Origin of the sequence: Enterococcus sp. AZ196 (genome assembly GCF_050498845.1) — a bacterium.
GTDB classification, from domain to species: domain Bacteria; phylum Bacillota; class Bacilli; order Lactobacillales; family Enterococcaceae; genus Enterococcus_A; species Enterococcus_A murrayae.
The window spans coordinates 1637624-1654012 of the sequence record NZ_JBIPAM010000001.1 but is presented as its reverse complement, the minus strand read 5'-3'; the positions used below and the strand labels follow the sequence as shown (position 1 = coordinate 1654012).

Sequence of the window (16389 nt, the reverse complement as noted above, 5' to 3'; positions counted from 1 at the left end):
GTATAATTTAAGTTAGCATAATGAGTGAAAAATGAGAGGAGCGATTGAATGAGTTTAGGCGGCATTGCAGCAATTATTGCGGCACTTGCATTTGTTGTTTTGGTTATATTTTTAGTGCGTGTCTTGAGTCAAGTGTCAAAAACAGTTGAAAAAGTTGAGACGACGGTAACTGAAGCCAATACAACGATCGATGTTCTTACCAAAGATGTAGATTTACTCATGCAGCAAGTAGAAGGATTGTTAGTAAAAGGTAATCACTTGCTGAATGATATTAACGGAAAAGTGGAAACGATTGATCCATTATTTACGGCAGTGGCTGATCTGAGTCAGAGTGTTTCAGATTTAAATACGACTAGTCGTAATTTAGCAGGAAAAGTTGGCGGCGTAGGAAAGAATGCAGCAAAAGCAAGTGTTGCAGGAAAGGTCGGCGCGACCACGATGAGATTCTTTAGGGATCGTAAGACAACAACGAAAACGGAGGGATAAGAATGGCAAAAAGCGGAAAATTTTTAGCGGGTGCCTTAATTGGAGGGACAGCTGCTGCGGTAGTAGCTTTATTATTAGCACCGAAGTCAGGAAAAGAGATGCGGGAAGACTTAGCGAAAAAAACTGATGAGTGGTTAGATTTAGCTTCAGACTACACGGATGACTTTGTTATGAAGACAAGTGAGATGGGGTCGATTGTGAAGGATCGGGCTTCTGACTTGGGCGATCAAGCAAATGATTTGGCTTCAAACGTGAAGGGTAAAGCCGGAGATGCTATGGATGACATGGATGATATCACCTCTGATACTTTGGCAGATTTGAAACGTCAAAGCTCCGATTTATCTGATCGTTTTCGTAAAGCGGCAAGCGAAGCAAAAGATGTAGCTGAAGATACTACAGAAGATATCGTAATTGATGTCAAAGAGACAAAAGAAGCTGCGAAGGAAACCACCTCTGAAGGAGCAGAAGCTTTAGCGGATAAAACAAAAGAGTTAAATGAGAAAAAAACTGATTTTTCTGAAATCAAAGAAGAATTAAAAGAAGAAGTCGAAAAAAATAATCCAGAGTAAGTTGGAATAATGTAGCCCTTAGCGTTAAGGGCTATTTTTTTTGTGTTGCGTGTGCAACGCAGAATATTGCTGTAATCTGATGTCACAATAATTAATAATTGAGGTGTAACGAAATTGGAAATAGGAAAAACGATTCGTTCAAAAAGAGAAGCGATGAAGATGACTCAACAGCAATTGGCAGATCAAATTTATGTGACTAGACAAACCATTTCAAAATGGGAGTTGGGTAAAAGTGAGCCTGATGCCATTTCTAAAAAAAGTTTAGAGAGAGTTTTAGCTGTTCAATTAGTAGAGGAGTCTTCTTCAAAAAAAGGTGAGGAGGAACGTTTTATGAGAAAATTTCAATGGGGTCTAGGTTTGCTATTGTTTGGGATTGTATTTCTTCCATTACGGGTAGTATGGGTAACAATTCGTCGTAATTGGAAACAGCCCTGGAATCGTTTTGTCTTACTGCCAACTGTTTTTGCTTTTTTACTATGGTATTTGCATTCTCTTAAGGACAATGTATTCTATTTATTTTTGGTGTTGCTTCTATTAGCATACTTTAGTACAAGTTGGTATTTTTTTAGTGATCAAAGAGAAAGAGGAGACAATTAAAAGAAACACCGTTCGTTTTGAACGGTGTTTCTGTTTTTTTCTATTATAAGATCGTTAATTCTTTTGATGTCTTAGTAAATGGAATGCAGCCGTCTTTTGTTACGAATAGGCAATCTTCGATTCGAACACCAACATCATTGGGCAGATAGATACCTGGTTCGATTGAGAAGCACATGCCTTCTTTAACCTCCAGGTCATTTCCTCCAACGATTTGCGGGAATTCATGGATCGTAGTTCCAATTCCATGACCCAAACGATGATTGAAATACTCACCGTAGCCGTGGCTTTCAATGACGTCACGAGCAAGCTTGTCTAGCTGACCACAAGTGACACCTGGTTTTACAGCGTTTAAAGCAGCCATATGGGCTTCTAGTACAATGTTGTAGATGTCTTTTTGGTGATCAGTTGGCTTGCCGCAAGCAACGGTTCGAGTTGCATCACTACAGTAGCCATTAACGATTGTACCAAGGTCGAACAAAACGAGTTCATTTTCTTTACAAGTATTTTTACCCGGTGTACCGTGTGGGCTGGCAGCGTTTGGTCCAGCGAGCACTTCGGTAGGGAAGGACATTTGTTTAATGCCTTTTTTCTTTAATTCGTATTCGATCTCCGCGACGATTTCTTCTTCAGAAATACCTGGTTTCACGTGTCTAAAGCCGATTTCAAAAGCTAAATCAGCAGTAGAACCTGCTTCGAGCAAGCGTTGACACTCATCTTCAGTCTTATATAATTGCAATTCTTGGACTAGCGGAGTCAGGTCAGCTGAAAAATCAGCGGAAGGAAAAGCTTCACTCAAACGTAGATAACGATCTAGTACTAGCTGATTTTTTTCTAACGCAATTTTTTTAGGAAAACCATAACGTTTTTTGATTTCATCCACGATGATGGCAAATGGATCTTGACTGTCTAAATAGCCTACAACATCATATTCAAAGCTGCTGGCTTTTGCGTCTTCAACTTCGAGGCCAGGTGCAAATAAAAACGGCTCTTTTTCAAGTGGAATGAACAATGCCAATACACGTTCCATCGGATTGCTGTCAAAGCCGGAGAAGTAGCCAATATGACTCGCATCAGAAACATAAGCCAAATCTACCTCGTTTTTTTGCATCCATTTTCGTAGTTCCAAAACTTTTTCTTGGTTCATTAAAGCATCCTTCTTTCTTTTGGCGTTATACTGATTGTAACACTAATAAATTTTATTGAAAAATGATTCTAATAAAACGCTTACAGATTTTTAAGGAAAAATGTGTAAAACGGTTGCAATCAATGAAACAACGTGCTATTATCTTTTAGAAATGTAAATGATATTTTCTGAAAACAATATAAAAGGAGCATATCCATGGAAAAGCAAACAATTACGATTTATGATGTTGCCCGCGAAGCGAATGTTTCAATGGCAACCGTTTCTCGTGTAGTCAACGGCAACCCAAATGTAAAGCCGACAACACGTAAAAAGGTATTAGAAGTTATCGAGCGTCTGGATTATCGTCCAAATGCTGTCGCACGAGGATTGGCAAGTAAGAAAACAACAACGGTTGGTGTAATCATCCCTGATGTCAGCAACATGTTTTTCGCTTCATTAGCACGTGGAATCGATGACATTGCGACGATGTACAAGTATAATATTATTTTAGCTAACTCAGATGGCGAAGCACAAAAAGAAGTAAACGTGTTAAATAACTTATTGGCAAAACAAGTTGACGGTGTAATCTTCATGGGCCATCGCATTACTGATGAAATTCGTGCAGAATTCTCTCGTTCGAAAACACCGATCGTTTTAGCTGGGTCTATTGATCCAGATGAACAAGTCGGCAGTGTAAATATTGATTATGCTGCAGCTACGAAAGAATCAATCGACTTATTGGCAAAACACGGTAATAAGAAGATTGCTTTCATCAGCGGCGCGTTGATCGATGCTATCAACGGACAAGCTCGTATGGGCGGCTATAAAGAAGCTTTAGCTGACAATGGTTTAGAATACAACGAAGGCTTAATCTTTGAAGCTAAATATAACTTTAAAGAAGGCTTAGCCTTGACCGATCGTATCCTTAACAGCGGTGCAACAGCGGCATATGTAACTGATGACGAACTTGCTATTGGATTATTAGATGGGTTAATCGATAAAGGTGTGAAGGTGCCTGAGGATTTCGAAATCATCACAAGCAATGATTCATTGTTGACAGATGTGGCTCGTCCACGTCTAAGCAGTGTAACGCAACCATTATATGATATTGGTGCTGTAGCAATGCGTCTATTGACAAAAATGATGAACAAAGAAGATATCGAACAAAAAACAATCGAATTACCACATGGTATTTATGAAAAAGGTTCGACAAAACAATAAGCTCAAAGAGGCTGTACCCAAGTTGGTACAGCCTCTTTTTTCATAAAATTCTTTAAGCTTCCTCTACTTACATAGTGGAAGGATGGCGTCGTGCAAAATCAAAAAAGCGAAACTTGTCTACTTGATGACGACTCTCAGTATATTGAAACTGTCGAGCATCACTAGTGAAGACTCGGCTTTTCACAGAAACGATGTTGATGTCGTGCTGATTTAAATCTAATAATTCGCGATCTGCCTCGGTTAATGCATCAATCGTGATTTCTTTTTCTGCAAAAGCGATGTTCAAGCCCAATTCATTTTCAAAATAGCGATAAATTGAATCCTTTGCAATCTCAGTATCCAACTCAGGGATAATTGTTGTTAGCAGTATGTCCTTATCGAGAATCACTTTTTTCTGATCGATGGCACGAGTACGAATGAGTTCCCAGCAAATGACACCTACCTCAAAACCGGTAATGCGAGCCATTTTTTCATTAATGACGATCTTTTTAAGACTAACAACCTCGGTGCTGCTTTCATAGCCATAGGAATTTTGCAGCTCCTTATAGCTGGTCAAGCCAGATACAGGAAAACGCAGCTGTTCACGCTTCAATACAAGCGAGCCTTTACCTTGGATTTTTTGGATGTAGCCATTGGCCATTAGAAGAGACAGGGCCTTACGAATCGTATCACGAGAGACATGATATGTTTGTCTTAATTTGTTTTCGCTAGGCAAGTAGGAACCAGCCTCATAGATTCCTTTTAAAATTCCACGTTCGATCGCTTGGTAGATCACTTCATAATTTTTCATATTGTCACCTTCTTCTTAGTTAAATAAGAAATATCAACTTGTCCGTATAAGTAATTTCATTATACAAAGAAAGAATCTGAAAGTAAAACGCTTCCTGAATAAAGCTAAATATTAAAATGAGTAAATTCTTATGTAGGATAAAACTTGTTGGGTTTTTTACCGACTTGTTGGTAACTATAAGACTGATAAATCGTTAATAAAATCATTTGTGCTTCATTTAAATGAGAATTTCCTAATCAAAAATGTTTTGCCACTGATGTAAGCGATTTACAAAAATGCCTAGAGCAATTATAGTAAACCTATCAGCTGAACTTATCCATACAAGTTAAAATTATTCGGAGGGAAAAAAGATGGGAAAATATGAAAAGGATACTAAGGATCTGTTAACGGCCATCGGCGGTAAGAAAAACATTTCCGCGGTTACCCACTGCGCCACACGGATGCGCTTTGTTTTGAATGACCCCAAAAAAGCAGACGAGGAGCAAATCGAGAATATTCCTAGCGTTAAAGGGATGTTTACAAATGCAGGTCAGTTTCAAATAATTATCGGAAATGATGTAGCTGTTTTTTACAATGAATTCGTTGCTGTTTCAGGAATCGAAGGTGTTTCTAAGGAAGCAGCGAAGTCAGCGGCAAAGCAAAATCAAAATCCAGTTCAACGTGCCATTACTGTTTTAGCAGAAATTTTTACACCATTGTTACCAGCAATTATTGTCGGCGGTTTGATTTTAGGATTTCGAAATATTTTAGAAGGCGTACAAATGGGCTGGCTGAATGGTCAGACGATTGCTGACGCGTCGCCATTTTGGAACGGCGTTAACGGATTTTTATGGCTCCCAGGTGAGGCGATTTTCCACTTCTTACCAGTTGGGATCACGTGGAGTATTGCCCGTAAGATGGGTGCTACAGAGATCTTGGGAATCGTTCTAGGGATCACCTTAGTTTCACCGCAGTTGTTGAATGCTTATGCAGTGAACGGTACTTCTGCTGCAGAAATCGCAAAAAATTGGACATGGGACTTCGGTTTTTTCACTGTTGATAAAATTGGTTATCAAGCGCAGGTTATTCCGGCAATGTTGGCAGGCTTCTTGCTCGTTTATTTAGAACGATTTTTCCGCAAACATATTCCAGAAGCTGTTTCTATGATTTTCGTCCCATTCTTCTCTTTGATTCCGACGATTCTAGCAGCACATATCATTCTAGGACCAATTGGCTGGAAAATCGGGACAGCGATTTCAGCTGTAGTAAATGCAGGTTTGACCTCTAGCTTCAGCTGGTTGTTTGGCGGTATTTTTGGAGCGCTGTATTCGCCTCTGGTCATAACCGGTTTGCACCATACAACTTTAGCGATTGATTCGCAATTGATTGCTGATTTTGGCTCAACAAATTTATGGCCGATGATCTGTTTATCAAATATTGCCCAAGGAGCGGCTGTTTTAGCAATTGTATTTGCCCATCGTGGGAATAAGAAAGAAGAGCAAGTATCGATTCCATCTGTTATTTCTGCTTGGTTAGGAGTTACAGAGCCGGCGATGTTTGGGATTAACTTGAAATATACGTATCCATTTATCGCTGCCATGATCGGCAGCGGAATTGCCGGATTATTTGTAACCTTGTTCAAGGTTCGAGCACTATCAATTGGTGTCGGCGGTTTGCCAGGGATTTTAGCAATTCGCCCGCAAGACTACGTGATCTTTGGAATTGCTATGCTGATTGCAATTGCTGTTCCATTTATTTTGACTCTGACTTTCCGTAGAATCGGTTTGTTTAATAAAATTGATCGTGTCGAAGAAGGAAATGTACCAAGCTTAGGAAGTGAGACAACGAAAAAAGCAGGCTCTGTTGTGGAATTATTCGCACCAATCGCTGGTATGCTGCATCCTTTAAGCAGTGCTAAAGACCCTGTATTTGCTGAGGGGCTGATGGGACAAGGTGTAGTGATTGATCCCAGCGAAGGGAAATTAGTTGCTCCATTTGATGGACAAATCAGTTTGCTGTTTCCAACCAAACATGCTATCGGTCTAGTAAGCACAGAGGGGACAGAAGTATTGATTCATATCGGAATTGATACAGTTCAGTTAGATGGACAATATTTTACCAGTCATGTGCAGCAAGGCGACAGCGTCAAAAAGGGTCAACTTCTAATGGAGTTTGATGTCGAGGCGATCAAAGCAGCAGGCTATGAGGTTCAAACGCCGATCATTGTAACTAATTCAACGGATTTTCAAGTAGATCCGTTGATTGAAGAAGCGCCTGTGACAAGTGCAGAAAAAATTATATTAGCAACAGAGTTGTAGAAGCTGGAGGATAACATGAGTTTTAAAGAGAAAGTAATCTATCAAATTTACCCCAAATCGTTTTTAGATACGAATCAAGATGGTATTGGGGATTTGGCAGGGATCAAGCAAAAAATACCTTACTTGAAACGATTAGGTGTTGATATGATTTGGTTAAGCCCAATTTATCCAAGTCCGCAAAATGATAACGGGTATGATGTGGCAAATTATACTGCGGTCAACCCAATGTTTGGAACGATGGCAGATTTTGAAACGCTGATAGCAACTGCAAAAGAGCATGATATTGAAATAATGCTGGACATGGTTTTCAACCATGTTTCCACAGAACATGAATGGTTTCAAAAGGCCTTGGCGGGTGACAAAAAATTTCAAGATTACTTTATTTTACGTGACGAGCCGACAGATTGGGTATCGAAATTCGGTGGAAACGCGTGGGCGCCATTTGGAGATACCGGTAAATATTATCTGCATTTATTTGATCGAACCCAAGCTGACCTAAATTGGCGCAACCCAGAGGTACGGGAAGAACTATTTGAAGTCATACGCTTTTGGATGGATAAAGGTGTAAAAGGATTTCGTTTCGACGTGATCAACTTGATCGGCAAGGATGAAGTTTTAAAAAATTGTGCAGAAAATGATGGAAAGCCGGCTTATACTGATCGCCCGATTAATCATGATTTTATCCACATGATGAATCAAGCAACCTTTGGAAAAGCAGACGAAATGATTACGGTCGGAGAAATGAGTTTTACCACAGTAGAAAATTGCATTTTATATACAAAGCCCGAACGAGAAGAACTGAATATGACCTTCAATTTTCACCATCTAAAAGTTGATTATCAGGATGGAAAAAAATGGACACAGATGCCATTTGATTTTGCGAGATTAAAAGAATTGTTTCATACTTGGGGAACGCAAATGAGTGAGGAAAGTGGATGGAATGCACTTTTTTGGAATAATCATGATCAACCACGTGCGTTGAATCGTTTTGTTGATGTGGATAACTATCGAGTAACTGGAGCTAAGATGTTAGCTAGCGCAATTCACTTAAACCGTGGGACCCCTTATATTTATATGGGTGAAGAGATTGGAATGGTGGATCCGGATTATGATTCCATGGAAAAATATGTTGATGTGGAAAGTCTAAATGCGTATCAAGAACTATTGCTTGCTGAAAAGACTGAACAAGAAGCGTTCGAGATCGTCAAGGCGAAATCAAGAGACAACTCACGTACGCCGATGCAGTGGGACGGTAGCATGTATGGTGGTTTTTCAACTGTTGACCCATGGTTAGCCTTGGGAAATTCAGTAAATCAAATCAACGTAGCAAAAGAATTGCAAGAAGGGTCATTATTCAACTATTATCAAAAATTGATCAAGCTGAGGAAGGAGTATCCAGTAATCGCTGAGGGTAGCTACGAAGCCTTTTTATCGGAACATCCACAAATTTATGGCTATATTCGTCGTTTTAAAGGGCAGAGTCTGCTCGTGCTTAATAATTTCTTTTCTCAAGAAACGACGATCGAACTACCAGAAGCATTTCAAAATGGAGAAATCTTGATCAATAATTATGACAATGAAAAGCTGGATAAGGAAATCGTATTGAAGCCTTATCAATCAATTGCTATTTATTGCTAAAAAACGCGTGAGCAGTTTTGCTCACGCGTTTTATTTTGTCAAATCTATTCGTTTATTTATCAAATAAATCAATATGCCGCCTAATGACATAGAGAGCAGCTCACCTATGCCAATAATCAGCCAATTAAAGAAAAACGGTGCTTGATAAAAAAAGGTCAATTGTCCAGCAACCGTGAACATTGAAAAAGCAAAAATCAATGCTGTGATAATCATTTTTTTCTTAAGAGAGGCGATTTTTTTCGTTGCAGCTCGACAGATCAGCAAAACGATCAAGGTGGAAATACTGCCTAATAGTACGTCCACGATACCAAGTGGTGAGGCCAGGTTGGCGATCGCAACACCTAATGTCACCGCAATAGTATAGCGTTTATTGAAAAGGGGCATGTAGTTGAACATTTCTGCAATACGCAGTTGGATCGCACCAAAACTAATGACGGATAAAACAATAGTGATAGCGACATAAAGTCCGGTCACTACAGCCATTTTTGCCGTATCGGTGGTGGTCCAGTGTTGGGTTGAGCTTTTTTCTAAATTCATTTTTAATCTCCTTTACAAGACAGTGTCTCGTTAATAACTGCGACCAAAGGATTGAAGTGCCGCAGTGCGAAATTCTCGCTATCATTTATCATAGATGATTTCATAAAAATTGCAAGCTATTTTAAAAGCCAGCCGCCATCGATTGGTAAAACATTTCCCTGCATATAGCGGGCTTCTTCACTTGCCAAAAACAATGTGGCATAGGCTACTTCTTTTGGATCCGCCCAGCGTTTAACAGGAGTTTCTTCAGCGACCCATTCAGCCATTTGCCCATCACCAGCGAAATCCGCTTGATTCATAGGGGTGTTGATCGCTCCAGGGGCGATAGCGTTGACATGGAGTCCTTTGGCCGCATAGTCTAATGCAAGCTGCTTAGTGAAGCCGATGATGGCATGTTTGCTGGTTGTATAAGCAATTCCGCCTCCTCCAGCAACAATTCCGGCGATTGATGCCATATTAACGACTGTTCCTCGATTTGCCAATAGTTCCGGCAATAATAATTTTGTCAGTAGGAACATGCTATTTACATTGGTATCTAGAATTTGTTCCCATAAACCTTCATCTGTTTTATCTAACGGCAGATAATTATCTAGCACTCCAGCAGTATTTAGCAAGATATCCACCGTACCGAAACGTTCAAAACATTTTTGTTGAGCTGCTTGCAAAGCTTTTTTCTCGCGAACATCTCCGATGGAAAAAGCAAAATGATCAGGGAATTTACTTTGCAGTTCATCTAGATATTGCTTCTGTTGGTCAAAAGCGAAAACGCGAGCGCCTTTTTCCAAGAATGCGTCAGCTTGAGCGGCACCAATACCTGAAGCCGCTCCTGTAACAAAAACAGTTTTTTTAGAAAAATCAAACGTCATCATTTAACGATTTTCCAATCGTTTGCTAAGATGTCACAAACCGTTGGTGCAAAACTTGAAAAACCTTCATCAGCAGTTTTGATCAAAAAATAGGGTGTTACTGGTGAACCATCAAATACTTCACCTTCTACGAGCGTCACATATAATTCAAAGCCGCCCCAGCCTTCGCGAATAATTTTTGCCCCCTTTTTTAATTCAGGTAAGATTTCTTCAAATGTCATTTACAATTCCTCCGTTCGAAATTACTTTTCTTTTGGTAGAATACCAAAAAGCCTGAGATGTCACAAGAAGCCAAAACGTAGAAGCTGTTCATACAAAGAAAGGCCGCTCTGAAAAGAGCCGCCTTTCTTAAAAGTATTCGTTGTCCATTTTGGTTTAATCATCGTCTTTATCTTCTTTGGCTTTTGCGTTGACTTTATTGCGAGTATTCCAATAGGTCTTGTAATCATCGTCGTTACCACCGATACCAAATTCATAGGTATTATCCCCTGGTCCATCCTTCGCCCAAAGAGAGGTTGTTTCACCACTTGGTACTTGATAATTGGTCCCATTGTGATTTACTTTACCAGGTTTTAGTCCAGTAAAATCAGAAACTTTAATCTGTTTGACGTCATCAGACAACTCGAATTCTTCATCTTCACCAAAGATGTTTGGATTGACCTGATAAATACGACCAGCAAGGTAAGCCATGTAGGTCGCAGTCCGATTTCCCGCGCCGTCATTCATTGGTTTGTTATCATCTCGTCCAGTCCACGTTCCTAATGTGATTGTTGGGGTGGAGACGATCAGCCAGTTATCGGCATAATTATCAGTGGTTCCTGTTTTCCCGACCCAATCAGCAGTACTCAATTGATAATTCACTCCACTCAAAATGGATTTGAATGGGGTAGTATGCTGTTCGTTAATTACGCTGCGCATCAAGTCATTCATGATGGAAGCCGTTGCTTTTGAGTATACTTGAACCGGTTCGTCCTTGTGCTTATAGATCTCTTTGCCAGTACTGTCAGTGATTGAATCAATCAGATAGCCTTGCTGATAAACCCCGCCGTTAGCCAATGTTTGGAAGCCGTTGACCTCTGTCAGAGTCGAGACGTCTGTTGTTCCTAATGGTGCTGATTCAACTCCCCAAGCATTGGAAGTCGGATAATTCATTTTCTTCAAGTAGTTATCATAAGCAAATTGATCGGACCCTTTATTTGCTAACATATCTTGATAAACATGATATGCGGTGATGTTTGTGGATTCAACAAGAGCCTGTCGTGTTGTTTGGAAAGTTTTAGAACCTTTGTTTTCAGCGTTTCCTAATTCCTTGCCCGCATGTTCACCATGTTGGTATTTCATCGGAAAATCAGCAATTCGTGACGCGCTGCCTAATAGCCCTTGGTCGATAGCTGGCCCGTATACTAGCATCGGTTTGATTGATGAGCCTGCTTGTCGAGCAGTATCAAAGGCATGGTTGTTTTGGTTCGTATTATAATCACGGCTGCCGACGAAACCGTAGATTCGGCCAGTTTTGTTATCCATCATGACTGTACCAGGCTCAACAGTCGCACCAGAGCCGTCGTCCAAATATTGTCCATATTCAGCTACGCCCAGCTGCATTGCGTCATAAATATTTTTATCAATTGTTGATTTGACGACTAATCCTTGATTTTGCATTTTAACTTTGGCTTGTTCGACATAGCGATTTCGCGTTTCCTCTTTACTGTAATCCGCATCGTTGACACCATCTTCTTTAGCCTGTTGCTTTGCAACGATGCTGATGGCTTCATTATAAACGGTATAATATAAGAAACCGTGTTGTTGGACCTCTACGTCTTGCCGTGCTTGGAAGTCTTTAGAAAGATCATATTTTTTGGCTTCTTCGTATTCCTTTTTAGAAATCATTTGTTCACGATACATATTGAAAAGCACATCATCTTTTCGAGCCATACCTAGAGAATAATCTTGCTTTAGATCGCCAGTATTCGTATAAGGGCTGTAAACAATTGGACTTTGCGGCAGACCAGCAATAAAAGCGGATTGCGGTAGATTTAGATCTTTTGCGTGAACACCAAAGATACCAATTGCCGCTTCTTCAACCCCGGCAATATTTTGACCTTTGTTATTACGGCCAAAAGGGGAGACGTTCAAATAAGCCGTTAAAATCTCATCTTTGCTTAAATATTTCTCCAAATCCAATGCCAAGATGATTTCATTGGCTTTACGTTTGAAGGAAGTCTCATTGGTCAAAACCTGCTGCTTGATTAGTTGCTGTGTAAGCGTAGAACCGCCAGATCCGGCACCAAATCCAACCATTTCTCCTAATAAGGCACGAACAACTGCTTTCGGAACAACACCTGGATGCTCATAAAAGTTCTCATCTTCTGTGGCAACGAGTGCTTTTTTTACCCATTCAGAAATCTCATCAGAATTTATTTTTTCACGAATTGGATCGGCTTGAATCGTTGCTAACTCACGGTCATCAGCGTAGAGTAGCTTGGAAGATTCAGCGATGTCTCCAACCTTTTGTTTCATTTCTGATTTTGTCGGTGTCGGTGTTCCTTCGACAAGATGCGCAAAATACCCAGCACCGATTCCGACGACCAGCATGCCGCCTAAAAAGAGCACAACGACTAAGCCAAGTAGCAACGACTTGACTACCCGCAATGAAACATTAAGCGCAAAAGAGCCTCCCAGAGTAGCTTTTGCTTTACTTTTGCCGCTCTTTTTCGGTTGCTTATTTATTTTTTTCTTGTGAGCCAAAAAGTCCACCTCATTAGATTCTATCATTTTAATTATCTGTTGAATTATAGCAAAGTTTTACTTCTATTAACAAGCGGATGGAATGTTTGTAATCAAAACTTCAACTAATTGTTAAGTAAAACAAAACAAACATTATTATATTGTTTGGCTTCTTTTGCTCGAGAGGCATTCTTGCAGGTACAGAAGTTTGAATAATTCTAGTGAATCGCTTTTATTTCCTTGTTTTTTCAGTTAATATGGGAAGGTATAAATCATTTAGGATTGATATGCGTAATAAGCAAATGTTTTACTTTTTTAAGTAAAGCAGCAAAATTGATTAGGAGGATAAAAATGCATTCAGACTTTTTTCAAGAACTAAAAGCCCGTGGCTTAATTTTTCAAGTAACAGACGAAGCAGCCTTAGAAAAACAATTAAATGAAGAGTCTGTTAAACTATATATCGGCTTTGACCCGACTGCAGACAGTTTGCACATTGGTCATTTATTACCGATTTTGACGTTGCGTCGTTTCCAACAAAACGGTCATGTGCCAATTGCTTTGGTTGGCGGCGGTACCGGAATGATTGGAGACCCTTCATTTAAAGATGCGGAACGTCAGTTAAACACTTTGGATACTGTTCAAAATTGGTCGCAAAGTATCAAAGACCAGCTTTCTGGTATTATTGATTTCGAAAACAAAGAAAATCCAGCAGTTGTCGCTAATAACTATGAGTGGTTAGGCGAGTTAAAATTGATCGACTTTTTACGTGATGTAGGTAAAAACTTTACAATCAACTACATGATGAGTAAAGAAAGTGTAAAACGTCGGATTGAATCTGGAATTTCTTATACGGAGTTTGCGTACCAATTATTACAGGCATACGATTTTTATGAATTGAACAGACGATACGGCTGTCTGCTGCAATTAGGTGGAAGCGATCAATGGGGAAATATTACTTCGGGGATCGAACTAATTCGCCGCGAAGAAAGCAAGCAAGCTTTTGGAATGACAATGCCGCTAATCACTAAAGCAGACGGTACAAAATTCGGGAAGACAGAGGGGAATGCTGTGTGGCTTGACCCAGAAAAGACTTCACCTTATGAATTCTACCAATTCTGGATCAATACCGATGATCGTGATGCTGTCAAATTCTTGAAGTATTTCACATTCTTAAACTTAGAAGAAATCGATGCGATTGAAAAAGAGTTTACAGCTGCGCCTGAGCAGCGTGCAGCTCAAAAAGCGCTGGCTAAAGAAGTTACTGTATTAGTTCACGGAGAAGAAGCGTATAATCAAGCAGTTCATATCTCTGAAGCATTATTCAGCGGAGAGGTAAAAAATTTGAACGCAGATGAAATCAAGCAAGGCTTTAAGAATGTACCGAATTATCAAGTTCAAACGGAAGATAATTTAAACCTTGTAGAAATTTTATTGACTGCTGGAATTGAGAACTCGAAACGTCAAGCTCGTGAAGACATCAACAACGGAGCAATCTACATCAATGGAGATCGTGTGCAAGATGTAGCTTATACGTTAAGTGATCAAGACAAATTATCAGATGAATACATCGTTGTTCGTCGCGGCAAGAAAAAATATTTTGTTTTACAATTTTAATCATAATCGCGAAAGGGATTGTACCAATTTTTTGGAGCAATCCTCTTTCTCTGCATTGAGAGGTAAGCGTTTTAGAAGGTAAAGGGGTGAACAGGTGAGAGCAGTTTTATTAAACTCGTTAGGATTATTTGCTATTATTTTGATAGGCTATTTAACGAAACGATTGAACTTATTGATGAAAGCGGATGGTTCGATGATCTCAAAAATTGTCGTTAATGTTACCTTGCCAGCGGCGATTATCGTAAATCTGCAGTTTTTGGAGATTAAAAATCAATTGTTATTGCTGATTATAGCGGGGCTGTTTTTGAACCTAGTAATGATTATTACTGGCCATTTTTTATCAAAAAGGCAAGAGCAGGTGGAACGAGAATTTTTGATGTATGGTGTTTCCGGTTACAATATCGGAAATTTTGCGATCCCATTTGTCCAAAGTTTTATGCCGCAGGCGATTCCGATTTTATCTTTTTTTGATATTGGAAACAGCGTCATGCTAGCGGGAGGGTCAAATGTTGTGATTGAAGGTATCAGCGGTAGTAATGAAGAACGCCCAACCGCTAAAAAGGTTTTAGGACGTTTGGGACGTTCAGTCCCGTTTCTCTGCTATTTAATTATGTTGCTTTTTCGTATGTTAAAGATCGATTTACCAGAAGCAGTTTTTCAGATCGCACAGCCGATCGCGAATGCGAACACTTTTTTGTCAATGTTCATGATTGGTTTGTTTTTGGAACTCCGTTTGCCGAAGAAAGATTTGGCATTAGTCTTGCGTGTTTTAGCAATCAAATATGGAGTAGGTATCTTGCTAGCGATACTGTTCATGTTGATGCCTTTTCCGATGATGATTAAAATCGTTTTATGCCTTGTTTCAGTCGGACCGATTCCAACGTTTGGTGTGATTAACAGTGTAGCTGCAGGTATGCGAGCTGAAGTAGTTGGCTTTACATCGTCACTCAGTTTCTTAATCAGTTTACCGTTGATGACTAGCTTATTATTATTCCTATAAAAAAATCTGGAGGTTCTTATGTTAATTGGTTCTCATGTAAGTATGAAAGGAAAAGAAATGTTACTAGGTGCGGCGCAAGAAGCAGCCGGCTACAAAGCTTCAACCTTTATGATCTATAGTGGAGCTCCACAAAATACTCGTCGTAAGCCAGTGGAAGAAATGAATATTCCGGCTGGAGAAGAATTTATGAGGGAGCATGGTCTGTCAAATATCGTGATGCATGCACCGTATATTATTAATTTAGGCAACACTAAAAAGCCGGAAATGTTTCCATTTGCAGTTCAATTTTTACGTGATGAAATTATGCGGGCGGAGGCCTTAGGAGCAATGCAGATTACTTTGCATCCGGGTGCGCACGTAGGTGCGGGCGAAAAAGCCGGTTTAGATCAAATTATCAAAGGCTTGAATGAAGTGCTGACTAAAGATCAGCGAGCGCAAATCGCTTTAGAAACAATGGCAGGTAAAGGGACGGAGTTAGGAAAAACGTTTGAAGAGTTGGCTTATATTATCGATGGTGTGACGTTGAATGAAAAGCTTTCTGTAACTTTTGATACTTGTCACACAAATGACGCGGGTTACAATGTTAAAGAGGACTTTGATGGGGTATTAGACGAATTTGATCGAGTAATCGGCTTGGAGCGGTTGAAAGTGGTCCATGTGAATGATTCGAAAAATCCAATCGGTTCTCACAAGGACCGCCATGCGAATATTGGCTTCGGTACGATTGGATTTGACACATTAAATGCTATTGTTCATCACGAAAAATTGAAGGACTTGCCTAAAATTTTAGAGACCCCCTATGTTGGAGCAGATAAAAAGAATCAACATGCCCCTTATGGTTTTGAAATAGCGATGCTGAATGAGGGAATATTTGATCCAAATTTGTTGGAAAAAATTCAAATACAATAGAAAAAAAGCACATGCCTA

15 protein-coding genes are annotated in these 16389 nt (G+C 39.8%); 9 read left to right on the top strand and 6 right to left on the bottom strand.

Annotated features, from left to right (window positions below; all coding sequences use genetic code 11):
- The first annotated feature begins 48 nt into the window (after window positions 1-48).
- From IGI67_RS08040 to IGI67_RS08030, 3 genes are all read left to right on the top strand, one after another.
- Window positions 49-486: a DUF948 domain-containing protein gene (locus IGI67_RS08040; protein ID WP_016181289.1), complete on the top strand. Its 438-nt coding sequence runs from the start codon at window positions 49-51 to the stop codon at window positions 484-486.
- A 2-nt stretch (window positions 487-488) separates the two neighbouring features.
- Entirely contained in the window at window positions 489-1055 is a 567-nt protein-coding gene (locus IGI67_RS08035; protein WP_429957359.1) for a YtxH domain-containing protein, read from the top strand.
- A 114-nt stretch (window positions 1056-1169) separates the two neighbouring features.
- Window positions 1170-1652: a helix-turn-helix transcriptional regulator gene (locus tag IGI67_RS08030; protein ID WP_429957358.1), complete on the top strand. Its 483-nt coding sequence runs from the start codon at window positions 1170-1172 to the stop codon at window positions 1650-1652.
- 43 nt (window positions 1653-1695) lie between these two features.
- Here the strand turns inward: IGI67_RS08030 and IGI67_RS08025 are convergent, their stop codons facing one another.
- Entirely contained in the window at window positions 1696-2796 is a 1101-nt protein-coding gene (locus IGI67_RS08025) for a M24 family metallopeptidase (RefSeq protein ID WP_429957357.1), read from the bottom strand.
- 195 nt (window positions 2797-2991) lie between these two features.
- Between IGI67_RS08025 and ccpA the strand changes: the two genes are divergently transcribed.
- The gene (ccpA, locus tag IGI67_RS08020) at window positions 2992-3996 is read left to right on the top strand and encodes a catabolite control protein A (RefSeq protein WP_207109339.1); all 1005 of its coding nucleotides are present in this window, start codon (window positions 2992-2994) and stop codon (window positions 3994-3996) included.
- A gap of 67 nt (window positions 3997-4063) precedes the next feature.
- On the opposite strand, the gene treR is transcribed toward ccpA, so the two are convergent.
- Window positions 4064-4786: a trehalose operon repressor gene (gene treR, locus IGI67_RS08015; protein WP_207109338.1), complete on the bottom strand. Its 723-nt coding sequence runs from the start codon at window positions 4784-4786 to the stop codon at window positions 4064-4066.
- Window positions 4787-5136: 350 nt separating this feature from the next.
- Between treR and treP the strand changes: the two genes are divergently transcribed.
- Together treP and treC are read left to right on the top strand one after the other, a co-directional pair.
- Complete coding sequence (gene treP / locus IGI67_RS08010; protein WP_429957356.1) at window positions 5137-7083, top strand: PTS system trehalose-specific EIIBC component; 1947 nt, start codon at window positions 5137-5139, stop codon at window positions 7081-7083.
- Window positions 7084-7098: 15 nt separating this feature from the next.
- A complete protein-coding gene (gene treC / locus IGI67_RS08005) occupies window positions 7099-8721 on the top strand; it encodes an alpha,alpha-phosphotrehalase (protein WP_429957355.1) in 1623 nt (540 codons plus the stop codon).
- 30 nt (window positions 8722-8751) lie between these two features.
- Here the strand turns inward: treC and IGI67_RS08000 are convergent, their stop codons facing one another.
- The 4 genes from IGI67_RS08000 to IGI67_RS07985 all read right to left on the bottom strand — a co-directional run bounded on the left by IGI67_RS08000 (window position 8752) and on the right by IGI67_RS07985 (window position 12869).
- Entirely contained in the window at window positions 8752-9258 is a 507-nt protein-coding gene (locus IGI67_RS08000; RefSeq protein WP_207109335.1) for a QueT transporter family protein, read from the bottom strand.
- A 116-nt stretch (window positions 9259-9374) separates the two neighbouring features.
- Window positions 9375-10127: a 3-oxoacyl-ACP reductase gene (locus IGI67_RS07995; protein WP_429957354.1), complete on the bottom strand. Its 753-nt coding sequence runs from the start codon at window positions 10125-10127 to the stop codon at window positions 9375-9377.
- Window positions 10124-10345, bottom strand: a complete 222-nt coding sequence (locus IGI67_RS07990) for a DUF2829 domain-containing protein (RefSeq protein WP_207109333.1) — start codon at window positions 10343-10345, stop codon at window positions 10124-10126. Before IGI67_RS07990 ends, IGI67_RS07995 begins: the two co-directional genes overlap by 4 nt.
- Before the next feature lie 154 nt (window positions 10346-10499).
- On the bottom strand, window positions 10500-12869 hold the full coding sequence (locus IGI67_RS07985) for a transglycosylase domain-containing protein (protein ID WP_207109332.1): 2370 nt from the start codon (window positions 12867-12869) through the stop codon (window positions 10500-10502).
- A 330-nt stretch (window positions 12870-13199) separates the two neighbouring features.
- Between IGI67_RS07985 and tyrS the strand changes: the two genes are divergently transcribed.
- The 3 genes from tyrS to IGI67_RS07970 all read left to right on the top strand — a co-directional run bounded on the left by tyrS (window position 13200) and on the right by IGI67_RS07970 (window position 16371).
- The gene (tyrS, locus tag IGI67_RS07980; protein ID WP_429957353.1) at window positions 13200-14462 is read left to right on the top strand and encodes a tyrosine--tRNA ligase; all 1263 of its coding nucleotides are present in this window, start codon (window positions 13200-13202) and stop codon (window positions 14460-14462) included.
- A gap of 94 nt (window positions 14463-14556) precedes the next feature.
- A complete protein-coding gene (locus IGI67_RS07975) occupies window positions 14557-15462 on the top strand; it encodes an AEC family transporter (protein ID WP_429957352.1) in 906 nt (301 codons plus the stop codon).
- Window positions 15463-15480: 18 nt separating this feature from the next.
- Entirely contained in the window at window positions 15481-16371 is an 891-nt protein-coding gene (locus IGI67_RS07970; protein ID WP_429957351.1) for a deoxyribonuclease IV, read from the top strand.
- The last annotated feature ends 18 nt before the right edge of the window (window positions 16372-16389 follow it).